Here is a 13,154-nt window from a genome sequence, read left to right as displayed (position 1 = left end):
TGATTCCAGCGATCAACGATACGGACGAAAGGTCCGATAGCAAAAACAACAAGGCAGGCTAGCAAAATGAGCATTACTGACTCCATAATTTTTCAGGTTAAAGCAGGTTAATTTCTACTGCTAAATGTAAGCAATACGCATTTCACATGTGTTTACATGTTGTTGCACATTGATTTACAAAATGTGCTTCGGGTACAATCCTATGGTTACATTTTTTAGAAAGATGGTGTAAATCATACACGGTTAAGAAAGCGGATTAGGTTTTGCAACACTGAATTGGACAGGCGCAACAAACATGCTTATTCGCTTCTGTTGCATAAATACGATAGCATGTGATATATAGTATGTAGATAAATTACTCATAACGAGCAATTGTGTGTAATTCTTGCCTGCTGATGAAAAATACAAACAACACATCCTACCTGGATAAACAAAACAAAATTAAGATGGCAGAACATTACGGAGAAATCGTAGAGAAAGCGGTTAGACGAGGCGGACACTCCTTAACAGATTTAGCGAAAATGATGGGCGTAAACAGGCGCTCCATCTACAATTGGTTTTTGCAACCAAGACTTAAACCAGAGATCATTCTTAGAATTGGTAAAGCAATAGGACACGATTTTTCTGTGGAGTTTCCACAGCTATTCTTGCCTGAGGATTTCATAGTGGATGCGAAAGCGGAATCCGCCTCAACCAGCGACAATCAGGAAGTCATAAACACCTGGATGGAAAAGTATATTGACCTCTTGGAACGGTACAATCTTCTCTTAACCTTAAAGCACCAAGGCATACCTAAAAGCGCTGGAGCTGGGTTCAACGTCCTGTTCGTCAACGATAAGAGCAATGAGTATCGACTTGATCTGAAAAATCCTCCCAGTGATCTTTTCCTGGAGAAATGCAAAAAAGCTGGCTACAAGATCAAATGTATCAACCGCAGCGAAATTGCCAGAGATAGAGATGTTCTACATAGAAATACTCAAGGCACACAGCCTTGTAAAGAAGCTTAAAGCTTGCTATACATTAACTTCAAGTCTTACGATCCGAAAGCGGAATGGTTAACCGTGAAGAAGGTTTGGTCTCTGAGTTCCTTATCCAGGTCTTTGTAGTCTTGTGATTGAATTTCATTGATGATCAAGGTAAGTTCATCGCCATCATCAGTTAGATTAACTTGTTCAGCAAAGTTTGAGCAACAATCTGTGATAAACTGCATGATGTCAACCTTGGAATGAATTGCTGGAGTGACTGTAGATTCGTTTATGGTAAGATCGAATTTAGCCTGTTGTTTGTGGTCCATGATTTTTTAAGACAAAATAGGTATTTTTATTTGCTAGTTCCAGAGATAACCTATGTTTGATTTATTAAAAAACTATATCGTAAGCAGGAGCGATGTCTCTGTTGGGACTTTAGAATTAATTTGCAGTCATTTTACACTGGTGAAAGCTCAGCGGAATGAGATACTAATTAATTCTGATGAAGTTTGCAAAGGCTATTATTTTGTAAATGATGGTTGCTTACGTTTGTTTACTTACAATTCCGAGGGAAACGAATCCACCAGATATTTTGGATTTAAAGGTGGGTTCTGCACAGCTTTGCCCAGCTTCATTGAACAAACAGTAACTCAGGAATACCTACAAGCGGTCGCCAAATCGGAGTTGTTGTACATCAATCGTCGGGATTTTTATCAACTTGTTGATACAGTTCCCCAATTTGCGATGATCTATCGGGAAATTCTTGAACTTGGTTTTGTTAATGCTCAAAAGCGAATTTATGGCTTTCAGGGCTTTGATGCTTTGGAAAAGGTACGCTGGATCATCAGGTTTCAGCCTGACTTTCTTCTTCGGCTGTCTAATAAGATGGCTGCCTCCTACCTGGGTATCTCCCCTTCGACGCTTAGTCGGATAAAGTCCAGAATCTAAAACGTTGCGCTAGAGCAACGTTTTTTCATCAATACCCCGGTACATTTGTGTGATGAAAAAGCGTTTGCTATATGTAATAATCATTCTTAGTACACCCGGCTTTGTTATGGCTCAGCGTAGCCAGAATTTGACACCAAGCTATCAACTTACCCTGGAAGGAGCCAATGCCTTAACTTCGACTGCAAGAGCTACCGCAACTGACCTTGGAAAGCAAGTTAGTATTGCTGTTGTAGATCAATCCGGACTTACCATCCTCCTCAGTCGCGGTGACGGGGTAGGACCTCATAATACCGAGGCCGCCCGAAGAAAAGCATTTACGGCACTTTCAACTAAAACCGGAACGCTCCTGTTGGGACGAAAGGCAAAGACAAATCCAGACACTGAAAACTTGGCTTACTTACCAGAATTGCTATTGCTTGGTGGAGGTGTTCCGCTTTGGTATAATAATAAAGTTATTGGAGCCATTGGTGTAGCTGGAGGTGGCAGTGCAGAAGCTGATGACCAGATTGCAAAATCTGCAGCAACAAAAATTAAAGAGATTACAGTTAAAAAAGATTAAAAAAATGAAGAAGATTATTTTAAGTGTCCTGCTAGGGTTAGTCCTGAACATTGCATATGGACAAACACCAACCTATCAACTGTCAACTCATATTCTGGATGTATCTTCGGGTATGCCAGCTCCAGGAGTTACGGTTCAGTTGGAAAAGTTAAATGAAAAAACTAAGGCATGGGTTTTTGTAGACAAGAACATAACAGATGAGCAAGGTAGAATCAAGGCCTTTCTAGATCAGCGGCAGGAAAACCGGGGCATCTATAAACTGATATTTTTTGTGAAAGACTATTTCTCCAGCAAAAAGGCTGATACCTTTTACCCCTTTGTTGATGTTGTATTTGAGATAAAAGATAACAAGCATTATCATGTGCCAATCACACTTTCGGCCTATGGATATTCAACCTATAGAGGTAACTAAGACGCTATATACCTCTGTTGTTAAAGTAGGTCAGCGCCATCTGCAATTCTACAGGCCTCAATAACATTGGTCACATTCAGTTTTTCAAAGATGTTTTGTCGATGCCGGTGAATCGTATGGATGCTAAGCGCTAGTCTGCTGGCGATTTCTTTACTTGGGTAGCCGCACTTCATGAGTTGCATCACCTCCTTTTCCCGGGGCGATAATATTTCAGCAAGCTTGTTCTGGCTACATTCAATGACCTGCCCTGAAATTTTATTAATGATGACTGCATCGGGAGTGTTGAATGCTGCGTGATGGGGCACTTTCTGATACAGGCAAAGTGCTAACGAGAGGCAGTCTTCAGCTGCTGCATCTAGATAGCGTAAACGGTGTTGCAGTAATACAAATTCGCCAGTAGCGGTTTTTGCCCTTAGCTTTGTGACCACCTCATAGTTGGTGCGTTCATTGATGTCGAGGGAATTTAGAAAATTAAAAAATTGAAGTTCGACCTTGTATTTTTTTTGTAGATCATCGGAATTAATCAAACTTAGTAATTGGTCTTCCCATATGGAGTCTATCGAGGATTCATACAGTTGGAAGCCAAATTCCTTGGCCAATGATCCATAGTAGATGTAACTTTTTCTTGCTTTCATGTCGCTGAGTACACTGATGCAATGTTCTAATTTTGAATAGAAGCGGGCAATATGTTTTCCATGTTCCAATTGCGATTCGTAAAGCGACAATCCTGCAAAAGGTTGTGTTAACAAGTTCCTGTCTAGCTCCTTGCGGATTTTTTCCATTTTGTATTGGTTATTTTTCGCCATTGAGGGAATTCCGATGGTTAATTACCTTGCGAACTTACAAAGTTGAACAAGCTTTCAACTGCTAAAAAAGAATATCTTTATGACTAAGTTTCTATTCACATTAAGCTTTATCGTCACTGCGATTACCGTCGAGGCACAAACCCTTGAAAAGATGCAATGGTTCAATGAGCCTGAGCGCTGGGAGATTAAGAATAACAGTTTAATCATGCAAGTGACCCCAAAAAGTGATTATTGGCGGATCTCGTATTATGGTTTTACCGTAGATGATGCGCCTTTTTATTATGCGAATTACGGAGGAGAATTTGAAGCTAAAGTTAAACTCACCGGGGGATATAAAGCTCGTTTCGATCAAATGGGCCTGATGGTTCGTACGGATCACCAGAATTACATCAAAGCTGGGGTGGAATTTGTAGACGGTAAGTTCAACGTAAGTACTGTGGTCACCCATGAGAAAAGCGATTGGAGTGTTACGACATTAGACAAAGTACCGCCTTTCATTTGGATTAAAGTCGTGCGGAGGTTAGATGCCATCGAGATATTCTATTCACTGGATGATCGTACATACATCATGACCCGGAATGCGCCTTTGCAGGATAATGCGCCAGTTATGGTCGGATTGATGGCCGCTTGTCCGGATGGAGATGGCTTTCAGGCTAAGTTCGAAAGCTTTTCTGTCAAACATCTTCCTGATCAAAGGCGGTTGGAATGGCTCAGAAATCATTAGATTGCGGGTAAATGAAATTACTGTGCTCCGTATTACTTTTATCTCTTTTAAACATCAGTACTTGTATCCTGGCTTCGGCTCAAAACAATGACAGTCTTGGATCAGATCAAAAGTTTGTCTTAGGTAAAGTAGAGGTATTACATTCTAGCATCCTATCGGAAAATCGGATCCTCAATGTCTATCTGCCGGAAGGCTATGACAGTACAGCAAGATACCCGATAATCTATTTGCTGGATGGTTCCGCAGATGAGGATTTCATCCATGTAGCTGGTATTGTGCAATTCAACACCTTTCCATGGGTAAATCGACTTCCAAAATCCATTGTCATTGGTATTGCCAATATCAACCGCAAGTATGATTTTACTTCAAAAAGTGATCGTAGCAGTGACAATAAACTGGTTCCTAGAAATGGTGGTTCTACTCGATTTATTTCTTTCATAGAGCAGGAGCTTCAGCCTTACGTGGAAAAGAAATATGGCTCTAGCGAAGGTAACACCATTATTGGTCAATCATTAGGTGGATTGCTGGCCACGGAGATACTATTCACCAAACCTCAGCTTTTTGACAAGTACATCATTATCAGTCCGAGTTTATGGTGGCGGGATGGTTATCTGCTCAGAAGCAGTCCGTCCATCCTAAACTCTAATTATTCTGCTCCGACAAAAATATATATTGGCGTAGGCAAGGAAGGCTCCATTGATGGTTCCAAGGAGCATATCATGGAAGAGGATGCCCGTTTATTGGCCGACAAACTTCAGAAAGGACTCTCCAGGCATGTAAATGTTTATTTTGACTATTTGCCAGAGGAAGACCATTCGACCATCACACATCAGGCAGTCTTTAATGCTTTTCGGATGTTATATCCTAAACAGAAATAATTGCAGAAGTGTGCCAGGAGGAAGGGGAATTTCCGCACTAAAGCATTCCCTCATTTCTTATCATAGATCATCATTCTTCCTTGTGCTGCATCGTAAATTTGATTCTATAATCACCAGCTAATAGGATAAGTCATGGAAATAGGAATTGATAGTTTTGCATCTGCAATGTACGGTAGAAATACCTTGAGCAGTGTTGATGCGATGGAACAGTTACTGGATAGGATCGTTTCGGCCGATCGGGCCGGACTAGATGTCTACGGTATTGGAGAGCATCATAAGAAAGAATTCTTAGATTCTGCACCTGCGGTAATCCTTTCTGCAGCCGCTGCACGAACAAGTCGTATACGCCTTACGAGTGCAGTTACGGTGTTGAGTACATCAGATCCGGTTCGGGTTTACCAGAATTTTGCTACCCTGGATTTAATCTCCAAAGGTAGAGCGGAATTGGTTGTTGGCCGTGGATCAGCCATAGATGCTTATCCGCTGTTCGGTTATGATCTGAAAGATTACGATGCCTTATTCAGGGAGAAACTGGAATTGCTGTTACAGATCCGCGATCAGGAATTTGTGACCTGGTCAGGAAAGTTCAGGCCTGCGCTACAAAATCAGCCGGTATACCCCAGATCGCTGCAGGAAAAACTTCCGGTTTGGCTCGGTGTAGGTGGCACCCCCGAATCATTTGCCCGGGCTGGCGCATTAGGTTTGCCTTTGATGGTTGCCATTATTGGAGGTGAAACCGAACGCTTCCGTCCACTCGTAGACCTTTACCGCGAGGCGGGACGCCAGGCTGGTTTTAGTCCTGAACAGCTGAAGGTTGGTCTGCATTCACCAGGTTATGTTGCTGCTACCACAGAGCAGGCTATTGCAGATTATTATCCAGGTTACGCGGAGTTATGGACGAAACTGGGTAGGGAACGTGGATGGCCTCCGGTAACAAGAACACAGTTCAACAATCTTATCGCGCCTAGAGGAGTGTTGGTGGTGGGTGGCCCTGAGCAGGTTGCCGAAAAGTTATTAAGGCATAGCGAAGCACTTGGTGGGGTTGACCGCTTTACCTTTCAAATGGATAACGCCGGTTTAACGCACAACCAACTGGTACAATCTATTGAATTGATCGGAACCCAGGTGATGCCTTTGCTGAAATCCAGGGAATAGGATCAATGTGGTTTCCAACACCAGTCTGGAATTAATACTTATTTATACGCCTTTATTTCTTGGAACTGCAATCTTATTCTAACTTCGTTTTTGCAGCAAATCTGCATGTCGAACTAGTATCGAATAATGATTCCTAATAATGAAATTCTGGCGGGCCTGATTGAAGGCTCTCCATATCCAATATACTTGATCCTGGGTGACGAACTTATTGTAGCCGTTGCCAACGCAGCGACGCTTAAGGCTTGGGGGAAGGATAAGTCTGTAGTTGGGAAATCCTTTTCTGAGGCACTACCCGAGCTTCAGGACCAGCCTTTTCAGTCCTTATTACGACAGGTCATGGCAACTGGAGAGCCTTATTATGCCGTTAACGATCGCGCAACCTTCCTCATTGACGGGCAGGTAAAGGTGTCGTACTTTACCTTTTCTTATCAACCCTTAAAGGATAGTGGAGGCAAGATCATTGGTGTGGTATGTTATGCAACGGATGTTACCGGACTTGTGGAGTCTAAAGAGAAGATCAAGGAACTCGGCGAGCAGGCGTTGTTAATGAACGAACAGCTCGCTTCTACCAACAGGAAGCTTGAGGCTTTCAACGAAGAACTTGCAACCATAAATGAAGAATTAACCGAATCTAACCATTTACTAGAGCTAAGCGAAAGGCGCTTTAGAAATCTTATTTTACAGGCCCCATTTGCAATCTGCGTGATTAGCGCCAGTGATCTTAAGGTCACAGATGTTAATGAGCGTTATCTGGAACTGGTTGGAAAGAAACTCGAGCAGTTAGATGGGCTTAGTATATGGGAGGGCGTGCCGGAGGCTGCCGAATCCTATGCGCCAATTATGCAGGAAGTAATTCGTACTGGAGAAGCTTTCAAGGCCAAAGAAGCTGACGTTAACCTGCTAAGAAATGGCCGGTCAGAGAAGGTTTTTATAGATTTCACCTATGAACCGGTCTTTGATATTACTGGTAATGTTTCGGCCGTGATGGTTGTCGGGATTGACGTATCTGAAAAAGTAAATGCAAGAAAGGCTATAGAAGAAGTTGAAGAAAGGATACGACTTGCTACTGATGCTGCGGACATTGGTACTTATGAATACCGCTTTAATACGGATGATTTTGTAACCTCGGAACGTTTTGATGAAATCGTCGGGCTAAAAGCAGGCATCACCAGGAAAGAACTGGTAAGTCAGTATCACCCGGAGGATAAGAAATTAAGCGATCAGGCGCTGTTGGAAGCTAGAAAGACTGGAAGAGTTTTCTATGAAGCCAGGTTGGTTTCTGAAACGGACGCAATGAAGTGGGTGAGATTCCAGGCTAAAGTTTATTTTGACGACAAAGGGCAACCCGAACGTACTTTGGGAACGGCAATAGATATTACCCAGCAGAAGGCACTTCAGCAGCAAAAAGATGATTTTATTTCGATAGCCAGTCATGAGCTGAAAACACCAATCACATCGCTAAAGGCTTCTTTACAGCTCATAACCAGGATCAGGGAAACCCCAAATCATACGCTGTTTCCGAAACTGCTGGATCAGGCAACCCGAAGTATGAACAAGATCTCGGAGCTGGTGGAGGACCTGTTGAATGTGTCCAGAATGAATCAAGGGCAGGTGGAACTGCGTAAAGATTGGTTCAAAGTGGCCGAGATGCTCGAACGTGCCTTCAGCCATATCGAAGAAACTTCCAGGTATTCCCTTGTTCTGGAAGGAGACTTGAATGCATCTGTTTTTGCGGATGAACATCGCATCGAGCAGGTTGTCGTAAATCTGGTAAATAATGCCATCAAGTATGCGCCTGAGTCGTATAGGATCTTTACGCATATCAAAAATGAAGGTTCGTTTCTGAAAATAACGGTCCGGGATACAGGTCCTGGAATTGCGCCGGACAAGATTCCGCAGCTGTTTGATCGTTATTACCGGGCAGATGCTTCTGGTAAGCAGGTGTCTGGCTTGGGGCTGGGGCTGTATATCAGTGCTGAGCTGGTGGAGCGACATGGCGGGCAGATCGGCGTTGATAGTGTTCTGGGCGCTGGGAGTAGCTTCTGGTTTACCTTACCAACGCTTCAATAAAGCTGCCTGTTTGCCTGGGAAATAGTTCGAAGCAGTTGTAATATGTGCCTGAAATTGTAAATTCATGGAATTTAAATCACATGGCAAACAATCACATCAACTACGTTGAATTTAAGGCAAAGGACCTTGAAGCAATCAAGAATTTCTACACTGCTGCATTTAATTGGAGCTTTACTGACTATGGACCGGACTATGTCGCTTTTGCAGATGCCGGGCTTGATGGCGGATTTGAGAAAAGCACAGATGAGGTTATAAACGGCGCCTTGGTGATTCTTTATCATGAGGATTTGGAGCAGTTGCAAGATGTAGTAATTCGGGCCGGGGGCATCATATCAAAAGAGATTTTCTCCTTTCCGGGCGGCCGCAGATTTCATTTTCTTGACCCTGCTGGTAACGAGCTCGGGGTTTGGTCGGATAAATAAGAAAAAGTTCAGGTTTTTAGTGGTGAATGTTGCTATCTTAATGTTAGTAATCATTAAACCTACTTTATGAAAAAAACCAACCTACTCGTAGCCAGTGCTGCAATTGTCTTTGCGTGCTTCCTGGGCTGTAAAAAAGAAAGTACAAACGCTATTCTGAACCAAGAGGAACTTGGAAAGTCTGTAAAAAACCAGTCCATTACGCTTTCTCCTGATGTTCAGCAAAAAATTGAGGCTTTGTATGCTAAGATTCCCGCAGCAGCGAAAGCAAAGGTGCGTGGCACAGCCAAACTGCAGCTGAATATGCACCCGGAATACCGGGGCAAGGTTAGAAAGGCGCTTAAGCTTGAGGAAACCAGCTGTGACGATAATACGGCGTCCAGCCAGTGGTTAGATCAGCAACTTTCCGATTGGAACAGCACGATCATCGATTATGTGTTAACAGCAGCTATGCTCGATCTGCCGACCTATGATGCACTGCTTTTTGAGAATAGCAGTGCAAATCAGACCTTTGGGGCGAACGGGCAGTATTCACAAAAGCTCAGCAAGGCGTTCAAAGATTTGAAACGCTTCTGGAACATCGATTCCGAAAATATCGTGCTTGCTGCCATGCATGGAACGATGCTGACTGATAGGGCTAGAATTTTAAGGACTTATAAAGCGGCATTTGGCCTTGATGATGCAAGCGCGAACTACTATGCTGATTTAGTTTTAGCGGTAGTAGATGCCTATCCTCAACTTAGAGGGGGTAATCATCCGATGTTTACTTTTAATGCATTTGCACAATCGTCATTCAATTTTCCACCTTACGGCGTTATTCCAGATAAGATCATTATGGGCGACGGCATCATGGATGCTTTTGCGGCGATCGGTTATGCTGATGTGGCTCCGCAAGCCATCCTGGCTCATGAGTTTGGACATCATATTCAGTTCGATCTGAATCTTTTTGGAGATCAGTCGGGTCCGGAAGCAACCAGAAGGACAGAGCTAATGGCAGATGCTTACTCTGCTTACTACTTGTCGCATGCACGTGGAGCTTCTATGCAGTGGAAAAGGGTACAACTTTTCTTAAACGTCTTCTTCAACATTGGTGATTGTTCATTTACAAGTGACGGCCATCATGGTACGCCTACGCAGCGCATGGCAGCAGCGAAATGGGGTTATGAAGTGGCTGATAAAGCACAAAAACAGGGTCATATTTTGACTGCACAGGAGTTTACCCGCCAGTTTGAAGCGCAGTTGCCGCGATTGATTGCGCAGTAACAGAGATTAAAGTGCTGAGAAAGAGGTTGTATCACCGGAAGATGTGCAACCTCTTTTTTTTTATAGTAGCTCAATTTATAGGTGATTGATCCTTTGTTTTTATTGCTATTTTGATATCTTTATGATATCACTTTAAATCAAATATAGAACATATGGAAACTGAAAAGACTACGAATCCTCCATCAGGCTACGGCGCCCTGATCTTATCTCTGCTACTTGCAGCTGTAGCGATTTACCTGGGTATGAACCGGTACATCACAGCTTGCATACTGGTATCGATCATTGACATTGCATTGGTACTACCTGGATTGACTATTGTTAATCCGAATGAATCCAAGGTGCTTACCTTGTTTGGTAAGTATGTTGGTACGGTGAAAAAAGACGGTTTTTTCTGGGTGAATCCTTTTACGGTTAAAAAGAATATATCCCTGAAAGCCTATAACCTCAACGGTCAACAGCTGAAGGTTAATGACAAGCTTGGGAATCCAATTGAGATTGCCGCCGTCATCGTATGGCAGGTAACAGACACCGCCAAGGCTGTTTTCTCGGTTGAAAATTACCTGCAGTATGTTAATATCCAAAGCGAAGCTGCAGTAAGGCATCTTGCCAATAGCTTTGCGTATGATAACTTGGAGGACGAATCCGCGGCACTTACCTTGAGAGGTGGGGCAGAGCAGGTAAGTGAAATGTTAGAGCAGGAACTGAATGAAAGGCTTGAACGTGCCGGTATACAAGTCCTTGAGGCCCGCATATCGCACCTGGCCTATGCGCCTGAAATTGCGAATGCGATGCTCCAAAGGCAGCAGGCCTCGGCGATTATTGCTGCACGTAAACAGATCGTGGAGGGTGCGGTAGGCATGGTGGAAATGGCGCTTTCACGTCTTTCTGAGAAAAATATTGTGGAGTTTGACGAAGAGCGTAAAGCTGCAATGGTGAGCAACTTGCTTGTGGTACTTTGTGGCGAACGGGCAGTATCTCCAGTCGTAAATACGGGTACCTTATACCATTAATAATGAACGACTTTTTAACATTGAAATCAGCCATGCCGCTTGAGCTCAACGTAAAACGGCATGGATTGTGGAGGCCTCGGTATGAACTCACTGATGGGGTACACAGTTATGGCATACTCCGTCATGAAGGTTTTTGGCGTACAAAGTCGATCATTGAGACTGCAGATGGAAATTGGGTAATTACGGGCAAGGGATGGTCAGGTGCCGAGATAAATAGTACTACCGATGGTTCTTCTGCAACAACCTCTGGTAATCTTTTGGGAACAACAGTTACCTTCAGTGCTCATGATGGGTTCAGGGCGACCTTTACGAAACCTTCCATTTGGAAGAATACAACGGTTTGGAAAGCGGAAGATGGCACAGCATTGTTAAGCATCAAAAGCAGGGGTTTTAAGATGCCGGTGATCTATATTGATGTGCAGGCTCAACAAAATCGCTGGATGCTTTTACTGGCCTTTTTAGCTTTGCAAATTCATTTAACAAGACAAAGACATGCCGCGGCAGCAGCAACATAGTTATGGCTGATAAAAAACCTTTTGTACTTAGGGTAAGTCCGGAGATGCTTAAAGAACTCGAAGATTGGGCCAATGACGAGTTTAGAAGTATCAACGGACAGATTGAATACTTGCTTAACAAGGCTATCAATGAGCGTAAGAAAGGAACACGAAAACGGAAAACGGATGATTGACATTTGGAATTGAAAGAAACGTGATGACTATTAATCGCTTGCGCTTTGAAATGTGAGTATCCTTGCATATCTTGAAAAAGAAAGTAAACTGCACAGCGAATAATTCACACCCAAACCTATCTATGAATATCAATCCGGCAATACGCCAGCAAGCAATGTTCCTGCTTTTGATTTCTCTATCCTGCTTTGTAGCTTGTAAAAAGGATAAAAAGAACGAGCCGGAAGAAGTCGAAGTGAAGGGGCCAGTTGTGTCCACATTTGCTGGCAGTGTTAACCACGGATTTAAGGATGGAACAGGTGAAACAGCCAAGTTCTTAAGCCCTACAGCAATATCTATTGATCTTTTTGGAAATGTTTATGTCGCAGATTATGCTAATCATGCAGTCCGGAAAGTTACACCTGAAGGTGTCGTGTCAACGCTTGCGGGTGGGCGATCTGGAAACACCGAGTTGGCTTCAAGTGCATTTACGGGGCCCTCAGGCATTGCGGTAGATTGGTATGGGAATGTATTTGTTGGCGATTCAGAGAATAATAACATCAAACAAATTAGTCCAGCCGGGAAAATTAAACTTATAGCAGGATCCACGAAGGGCGATGTAGATGGGCCACTCGGCTCGAACAGGTTAAGTTCGCCATCAGCATTGGCGATAGATGATGCTTCTGGTTCTATTTATATAACCCAGTTTACCAGTTATGTAAAGCGCCTAAAAGATGGAGAAATAAAGACCTTAGCTGGCGGCTTGAGAATAGACGACGGACAATCTCCATTCCGGTTCCCTTTAGGCATTGCCATTAATGCCCAAAAGGAGCTGATTATAGCGGATTATGGAAAGCACCAGATTTTGAAGATAAACGCCAATGATGAAGTTTCCGTTGTAGCCGGCTCTGGTATGGCAGGTCATGCGGATGGGCTGGCCAGTGAAGCAAGCTTCAATCTCCCTCAGGGCCTGGCAATTGATAAGACTGGAAATATCTACGTAGCGGATCGAGGTAACCATAAGATTAGGATGATATCCACTGCTGGTCTGGTAAGTACAATCGCTGGAACTGACCAGTATGGCGCTGTTGACGGACCTGCGCACTCGGCGTCGTTTTTTGAACCATCAGGCATTGCGATCGACGTAGACGGAAATCTACTGATCACCGATCGGGGAAATCATCAGATCAGAAAAATAACTTTTCCTAGATAGGGCTATAATGTCCTGCCGTTAAATATCATAGGATTATCTTTTTTCAAGAAAAGTTAGGCCCGCC

The 13,154-nt window shown here is 43.4% G+C and carries 16 protein-coding genes; 14 read left to right on the top strand and 2 right to left on the bottom strand.

Features of this window, described 5'->3' with window-relative positions:
• The first annotated feature begins 446 nt into the window (after nucleotides 1-446).
• On the top strand, nucleotides 447-1,007 hold the full coding sequence (locus ACTHQF_RS03335) for a helix-turn-helix domain-containing protein (RefSeq protein ID WP_440428433.1): 561 nt from the start codon (nucleotides 447-449) through the stop codon (nucleotides 1,005-1,007).
• 26 nt (nucleotides 1,008-1,033) lie between these two features.
• Here ACTHQF_RS03335 and ACTHQF_RS03330 read toward each other — a convergent pair whose 3' ends face one another.
• The gene (locus tag ACTHQF_RS03330) at nucleotides 1,034-1,294 is read right to left on the bottom strand and encodes a hypothetical protein (protein WP_440428432.1); all 261 of its coding nucleotides are present in this window, start codon (nucleotides 1,292-1,294) and stop codon (nucleotides 1,034-1,036) included.
• 52 nt (nucleotides 1,295-1,346) lie between these two features.
• Between ACTHQF_RS03330 and ACTHQF_RS03325 the strand changes: the two genes are divergently transcribed.
• The 3 genes from ACTHQF_RS03325 to uraH all read left to right on the top strand — a co-directional run bounded on the left by ACTHQF_RS03325 (nucleotide 1,347) and on the right by uraH (nucleotide 2,887).
• Entirely contained in the window at nucleotides 1,347-1,916 is a 570-nt protein-coding gene (locus ACTHQF_RS03325) for a Crp/Fnr family transcriptional regulator (RefSeq protein ID WP_440428431.1), read from the top strand.
• Between the two features lie 106 nt (nucleotides 1,917-2,022).
• On the top strand, nucleotides 2,023-2,475 hold the full coding sequence (locus tag ACTHQF_RS03320) for a heme-binding protein (RefSeq protein WP_440428430.1): 453 nt from the start codon (nucleotides 2,023-2,025) through the stop codon (nucleotides 2,473-2,475).
• Nucleotides 2,476-2,479: 4 nt separating this feature from the next.
• Complete coding sequence (gene uraH / locus ACTHQF_RS03315) at nucleotides 2,480-2,887, top strand: hydroxyisourate hydrolase (protein WP_440428429.1); 408 nt, start codon at nucleotides 2,480-2,482, stop codon at nucleotides 2,885-2,887.
• A gap of 20 nt (nucleotides 2,888-2,907) precedes the next feature.
• Here uraH and ACTHQF_RS03310 read toward each other — a convergent pair whose 3' ends face one another.
• Complete coding sequence (locus ACTHQF_RS03310) at nucleotides 2,908-3,669, bottom strand: LuxR C-terminal-related transcriptional regulator (protein ID WP_440428428.1); 762 nt, start codon at nucleotides 3,667-3,669, stop codon at nucleotides 2,908-2,910.
• A 103-nt stretch (nucleotides 3,670-3,772) separates the two neighbouring features.
• Here ACTHQF_RS03310 and ACTHQF_RS03305 point away from each other — a divergent pair, with 103 nt between their 5' ends.
• The 10 genes from ACTHQF_RS03305 (at nucleotide 3,773) to ACTHQF_RS03260 (ending at nucleotide 13,090) form a co-directional block, all read left to right on the top strand.
• Complete coding sequence (locus ACTHQF_RS03305) at nucleotides 3,773-4,417, top strand: DUF1349 domain-containing protein (protein WP_440428427.1); 645 nt, start codon at nucleotides 3,773-3,775, stop codon at nucleotides 4,415-4,417.
• 11 nt (nucleotides 4,418-4,428) lie between these two features.
• Nucleotides 4,429-5,295, top strand: coding sequence for an alpha/beta hydrolase (locus ACTHQF_RS03300; protein WP_440428426.1), 867 nt, complete (start codon nucleotides 4,429-4,431; stop codon nucleotides 5,293-5,295).
• Between the two features lie 132 nt (nucleotides 5,296-5,427).
• Nucleotides 5,428-6,450 carry an LLM class flavin-dependent oxidoreductase gene (locus ACTHQF_RS03295; RefSeq protein ID WP_440428425.1) on the top strand — a complete coding sequence of 341 codons (1,023 nt, stop codon included), beginning with the start codon at nucleotides 5,428-5,430 and terminating at the stop codon, nucleotides 6,448-6,450.
• A 126-nt stretch (nucleotides 6,451-6,576) separates the two neighbouring features.
• On the top strand, nucleotides 6,577-8,520 hold the full coding sequence (locus ACTHQF_RS03290) for a PAS domain-containing sensor histidine kinase (protein WP_440428424.1): 1,944 nt from the start codon (nucleotides 6,577-6,579) through the stop codon (nucleotides 8,518-8,520).
• A gap of 80 nt (nucleotides 8,521-8,600) precedes the next feature.
• A complete protein-coding gene (locus tag ACTHQF_RS03285) occupies nucleotides 8,601-8,942 on the top strand; it encodes a VOC family protein (RefSeq protein WP_440428423.1) in 342 nt (113 codons plus the stop codon).
• Between the two features lie 66 nt (nucleotides 8,943-9,008).
• The gene (locus ACTHQF_RS03280) at nucleotides 9,009-10,202 is read left to right on the top strand and encodes a hypothetical protein (protein WP_440428422.1); all 1,194 of its coding nucleotides are present in this window, start codon (nucleotides 9,009-9,011) and stop codon (nucleotides 10,200-10,202) included.
• A gap of 152 nt (nucleotides 10,203-10,354) precedes the next feature.
• Nucleotides 10,355-11,212, top strand: a complete 858-nt coding sequence (locus ACTHQF_RS03275) for an SPFH domain-containing protein (RefSeq protein ID WP_440428421.1) — start codon at nucleotides 10,355-10,357, stop codon at nucleotides 11,210-11,212.
• Nucleotides 11,213-11,214: 2 nt separating this feature from the next.
• Nucleotides 11,215-11,727, top strand: a complete 513-nt coding sequence (locus ACTHQF_RS03270) for a hypothetical protein (RefSeq protein WP_440428420.1) — start codon at nucleotides 11,215-11,217, stop codon at nucleotides 11,725-11,727.
• 2 nt (nucleotides 11,728-11,729) lie between these two features.
• Complete coding sequence (locus tag ACTHQF_RS03265) at nucleotides 11,730-11,900, top strand: Arc family DNA binding domain-containing protein (RefSeq protein WP_440428419.1); 171 nt, start codon at nucleotides 11,730-11,732, stop codon at nucleotides 11,898-11,900.
• Between the two features lie 122 nt (nucleotides 11,901-12,022).
• Nucleotides 12,023-13,090: an NHL domain-containing protein gene (locus ACTHQF_RS03260; protein ID WP_440428418.1), complete on the top strand. Its 1,068-nt coding sequence runs from the start codon at nucleotides 12,023-12,025 to the stop codon at nucleotides 13,088-13,090.
• The last annotated feature ends 64 nt before the right edge of the window (nucleotides 13,091-13,154 follow it).

Source organism: Pedobacter sp. SAFR-022, from assembly GCF_051965375.1.
In the GTDB taxonomy this organism is placed as follows: domain Bacteria; phylum Bacteroidota; class Bacteroidia; order Sphingobacteriales; family Sphingobacteriaceae; genus Pedobacter.
This window is presented reverse-complemented; position numbering and strand designations above follow the sequence as displayed.

Excerpts from the sequence above, each read along its gene's own strand:
- ACTHQF_RS03335 (WP_440428433.1), top strand. The coding sequence starts at position 447 with ATGGCAGAACATTACGGAGAAATCGTAGAGAAAGCGGTTAGACGAGGC.
- ACTHQF_RS03330 (WP_440428432.1), bottom strand. The coding sequence starts at position 1,294 with ATGGACCACAAACAACAGGCTAAATTCGATCTTACCATAAACGAATCT.
- ACTHQF_RS03325 (WP_440428431.1), top strand. The coding sequence starts at position 1,347 with ATGTTTGATTTATTAAAAAACTATATCGTAAGCAGGAGCGATGTCTCT.
- ACTHQF_RS03320 (WP_440428430.1), top strand. The coding sequence starts at position 2,023 with ATGGCTCAGCGTAGCCAGAATTTGACACCAAGCTATCAACTTACCCTG.
- uraH (WP_440428429.1), top strand. The coding sequence starts at position 2,480 with ATGAAGAAGATTATTTTAAGTGTCCTGCTAGGGTTAGTCCTGAACATT.
- ACTHQF_RS03310 (WP_440428428.1), bottom strand. The coding sequence starts at position 3,669 with ATGGAAAAAATCCGCAAGGAGCTAGACAGGAACTTGTTAACACAACCT.
- ACTHQF_RS03305 (WP_440428427.1), top strand. The coding sequence starts at position 3,773 with ATGACTAAGTTTCTATTCACATTAAGCTTTATCGTCACTGCGATTACC.
- ACTHQF_RS03300 (WP_440428426.1), top strand. The coding sequence starts at position 4,429 with ATGAAATTACTGTGCTCCGTATTACTTTTATCTCTTTTAAACATCAGT.
- ACTHQF_RS03295 (WP_440428425.1), top strand. The coding sequence starts at position 5,428 with ATGGAAATAGGAATTGATAGTTTTGCATCTGCAATGTACGGTAGAAAT.
- ACTHQF_RS03290 (WP_440428424.1), top strand. The coding sequence starts at position 6,577 with ATGATTCCTAATAATGAAATTCTGGCGGGCCTGATTGAAGGCTCTCCA.
- ACTHQF_RS03285 (WP_440428423.1), top strand. The coding sequence starts at position 8,601 with ATGGCAAACAATCACATCAACTACGTTGAATTTAAGGCAAAGGACCTT.
- ACTHQF_RS03280 (WP_440428422.1), top strand. The coding sequence starts at position 9,009 with ATGAAAAAAACCAACCTACTCGTAGCCAGTGCTGCAATTGTCTTTGCG.
- ACTHQF_RS03275 (WP_440428421.1), top strand. The coding sequence starts at position 10,355 with ATGGAAACTGAAAAGACTACGAATCCTCCATCAGGCTACGGCGCCCTG.
- ACTHQF_RS03270 (WP_440428420.1), top strand. The coding sequence starts at position 11,215 with ATGAACGACTTTTTAACATTGAAATCAGCCATGCCGCTTGAGCTCAAC.
- ACTHQF_RS03265 (WP_440428419.1), top strand. The coding sequence starts at position 11,730 with ATGGCTGATAAAAAACCTTTTGTACTTAGGGTAAGTCCGGAGATGCTT.
- ACTHQF_RS03260 (WP_440428418.1), top strand. The coding sequence starts at position 12,023 with ATGAATATCAATCCGGCAATACGCCAGCAAGCAATGTTCCTGCTTTTG.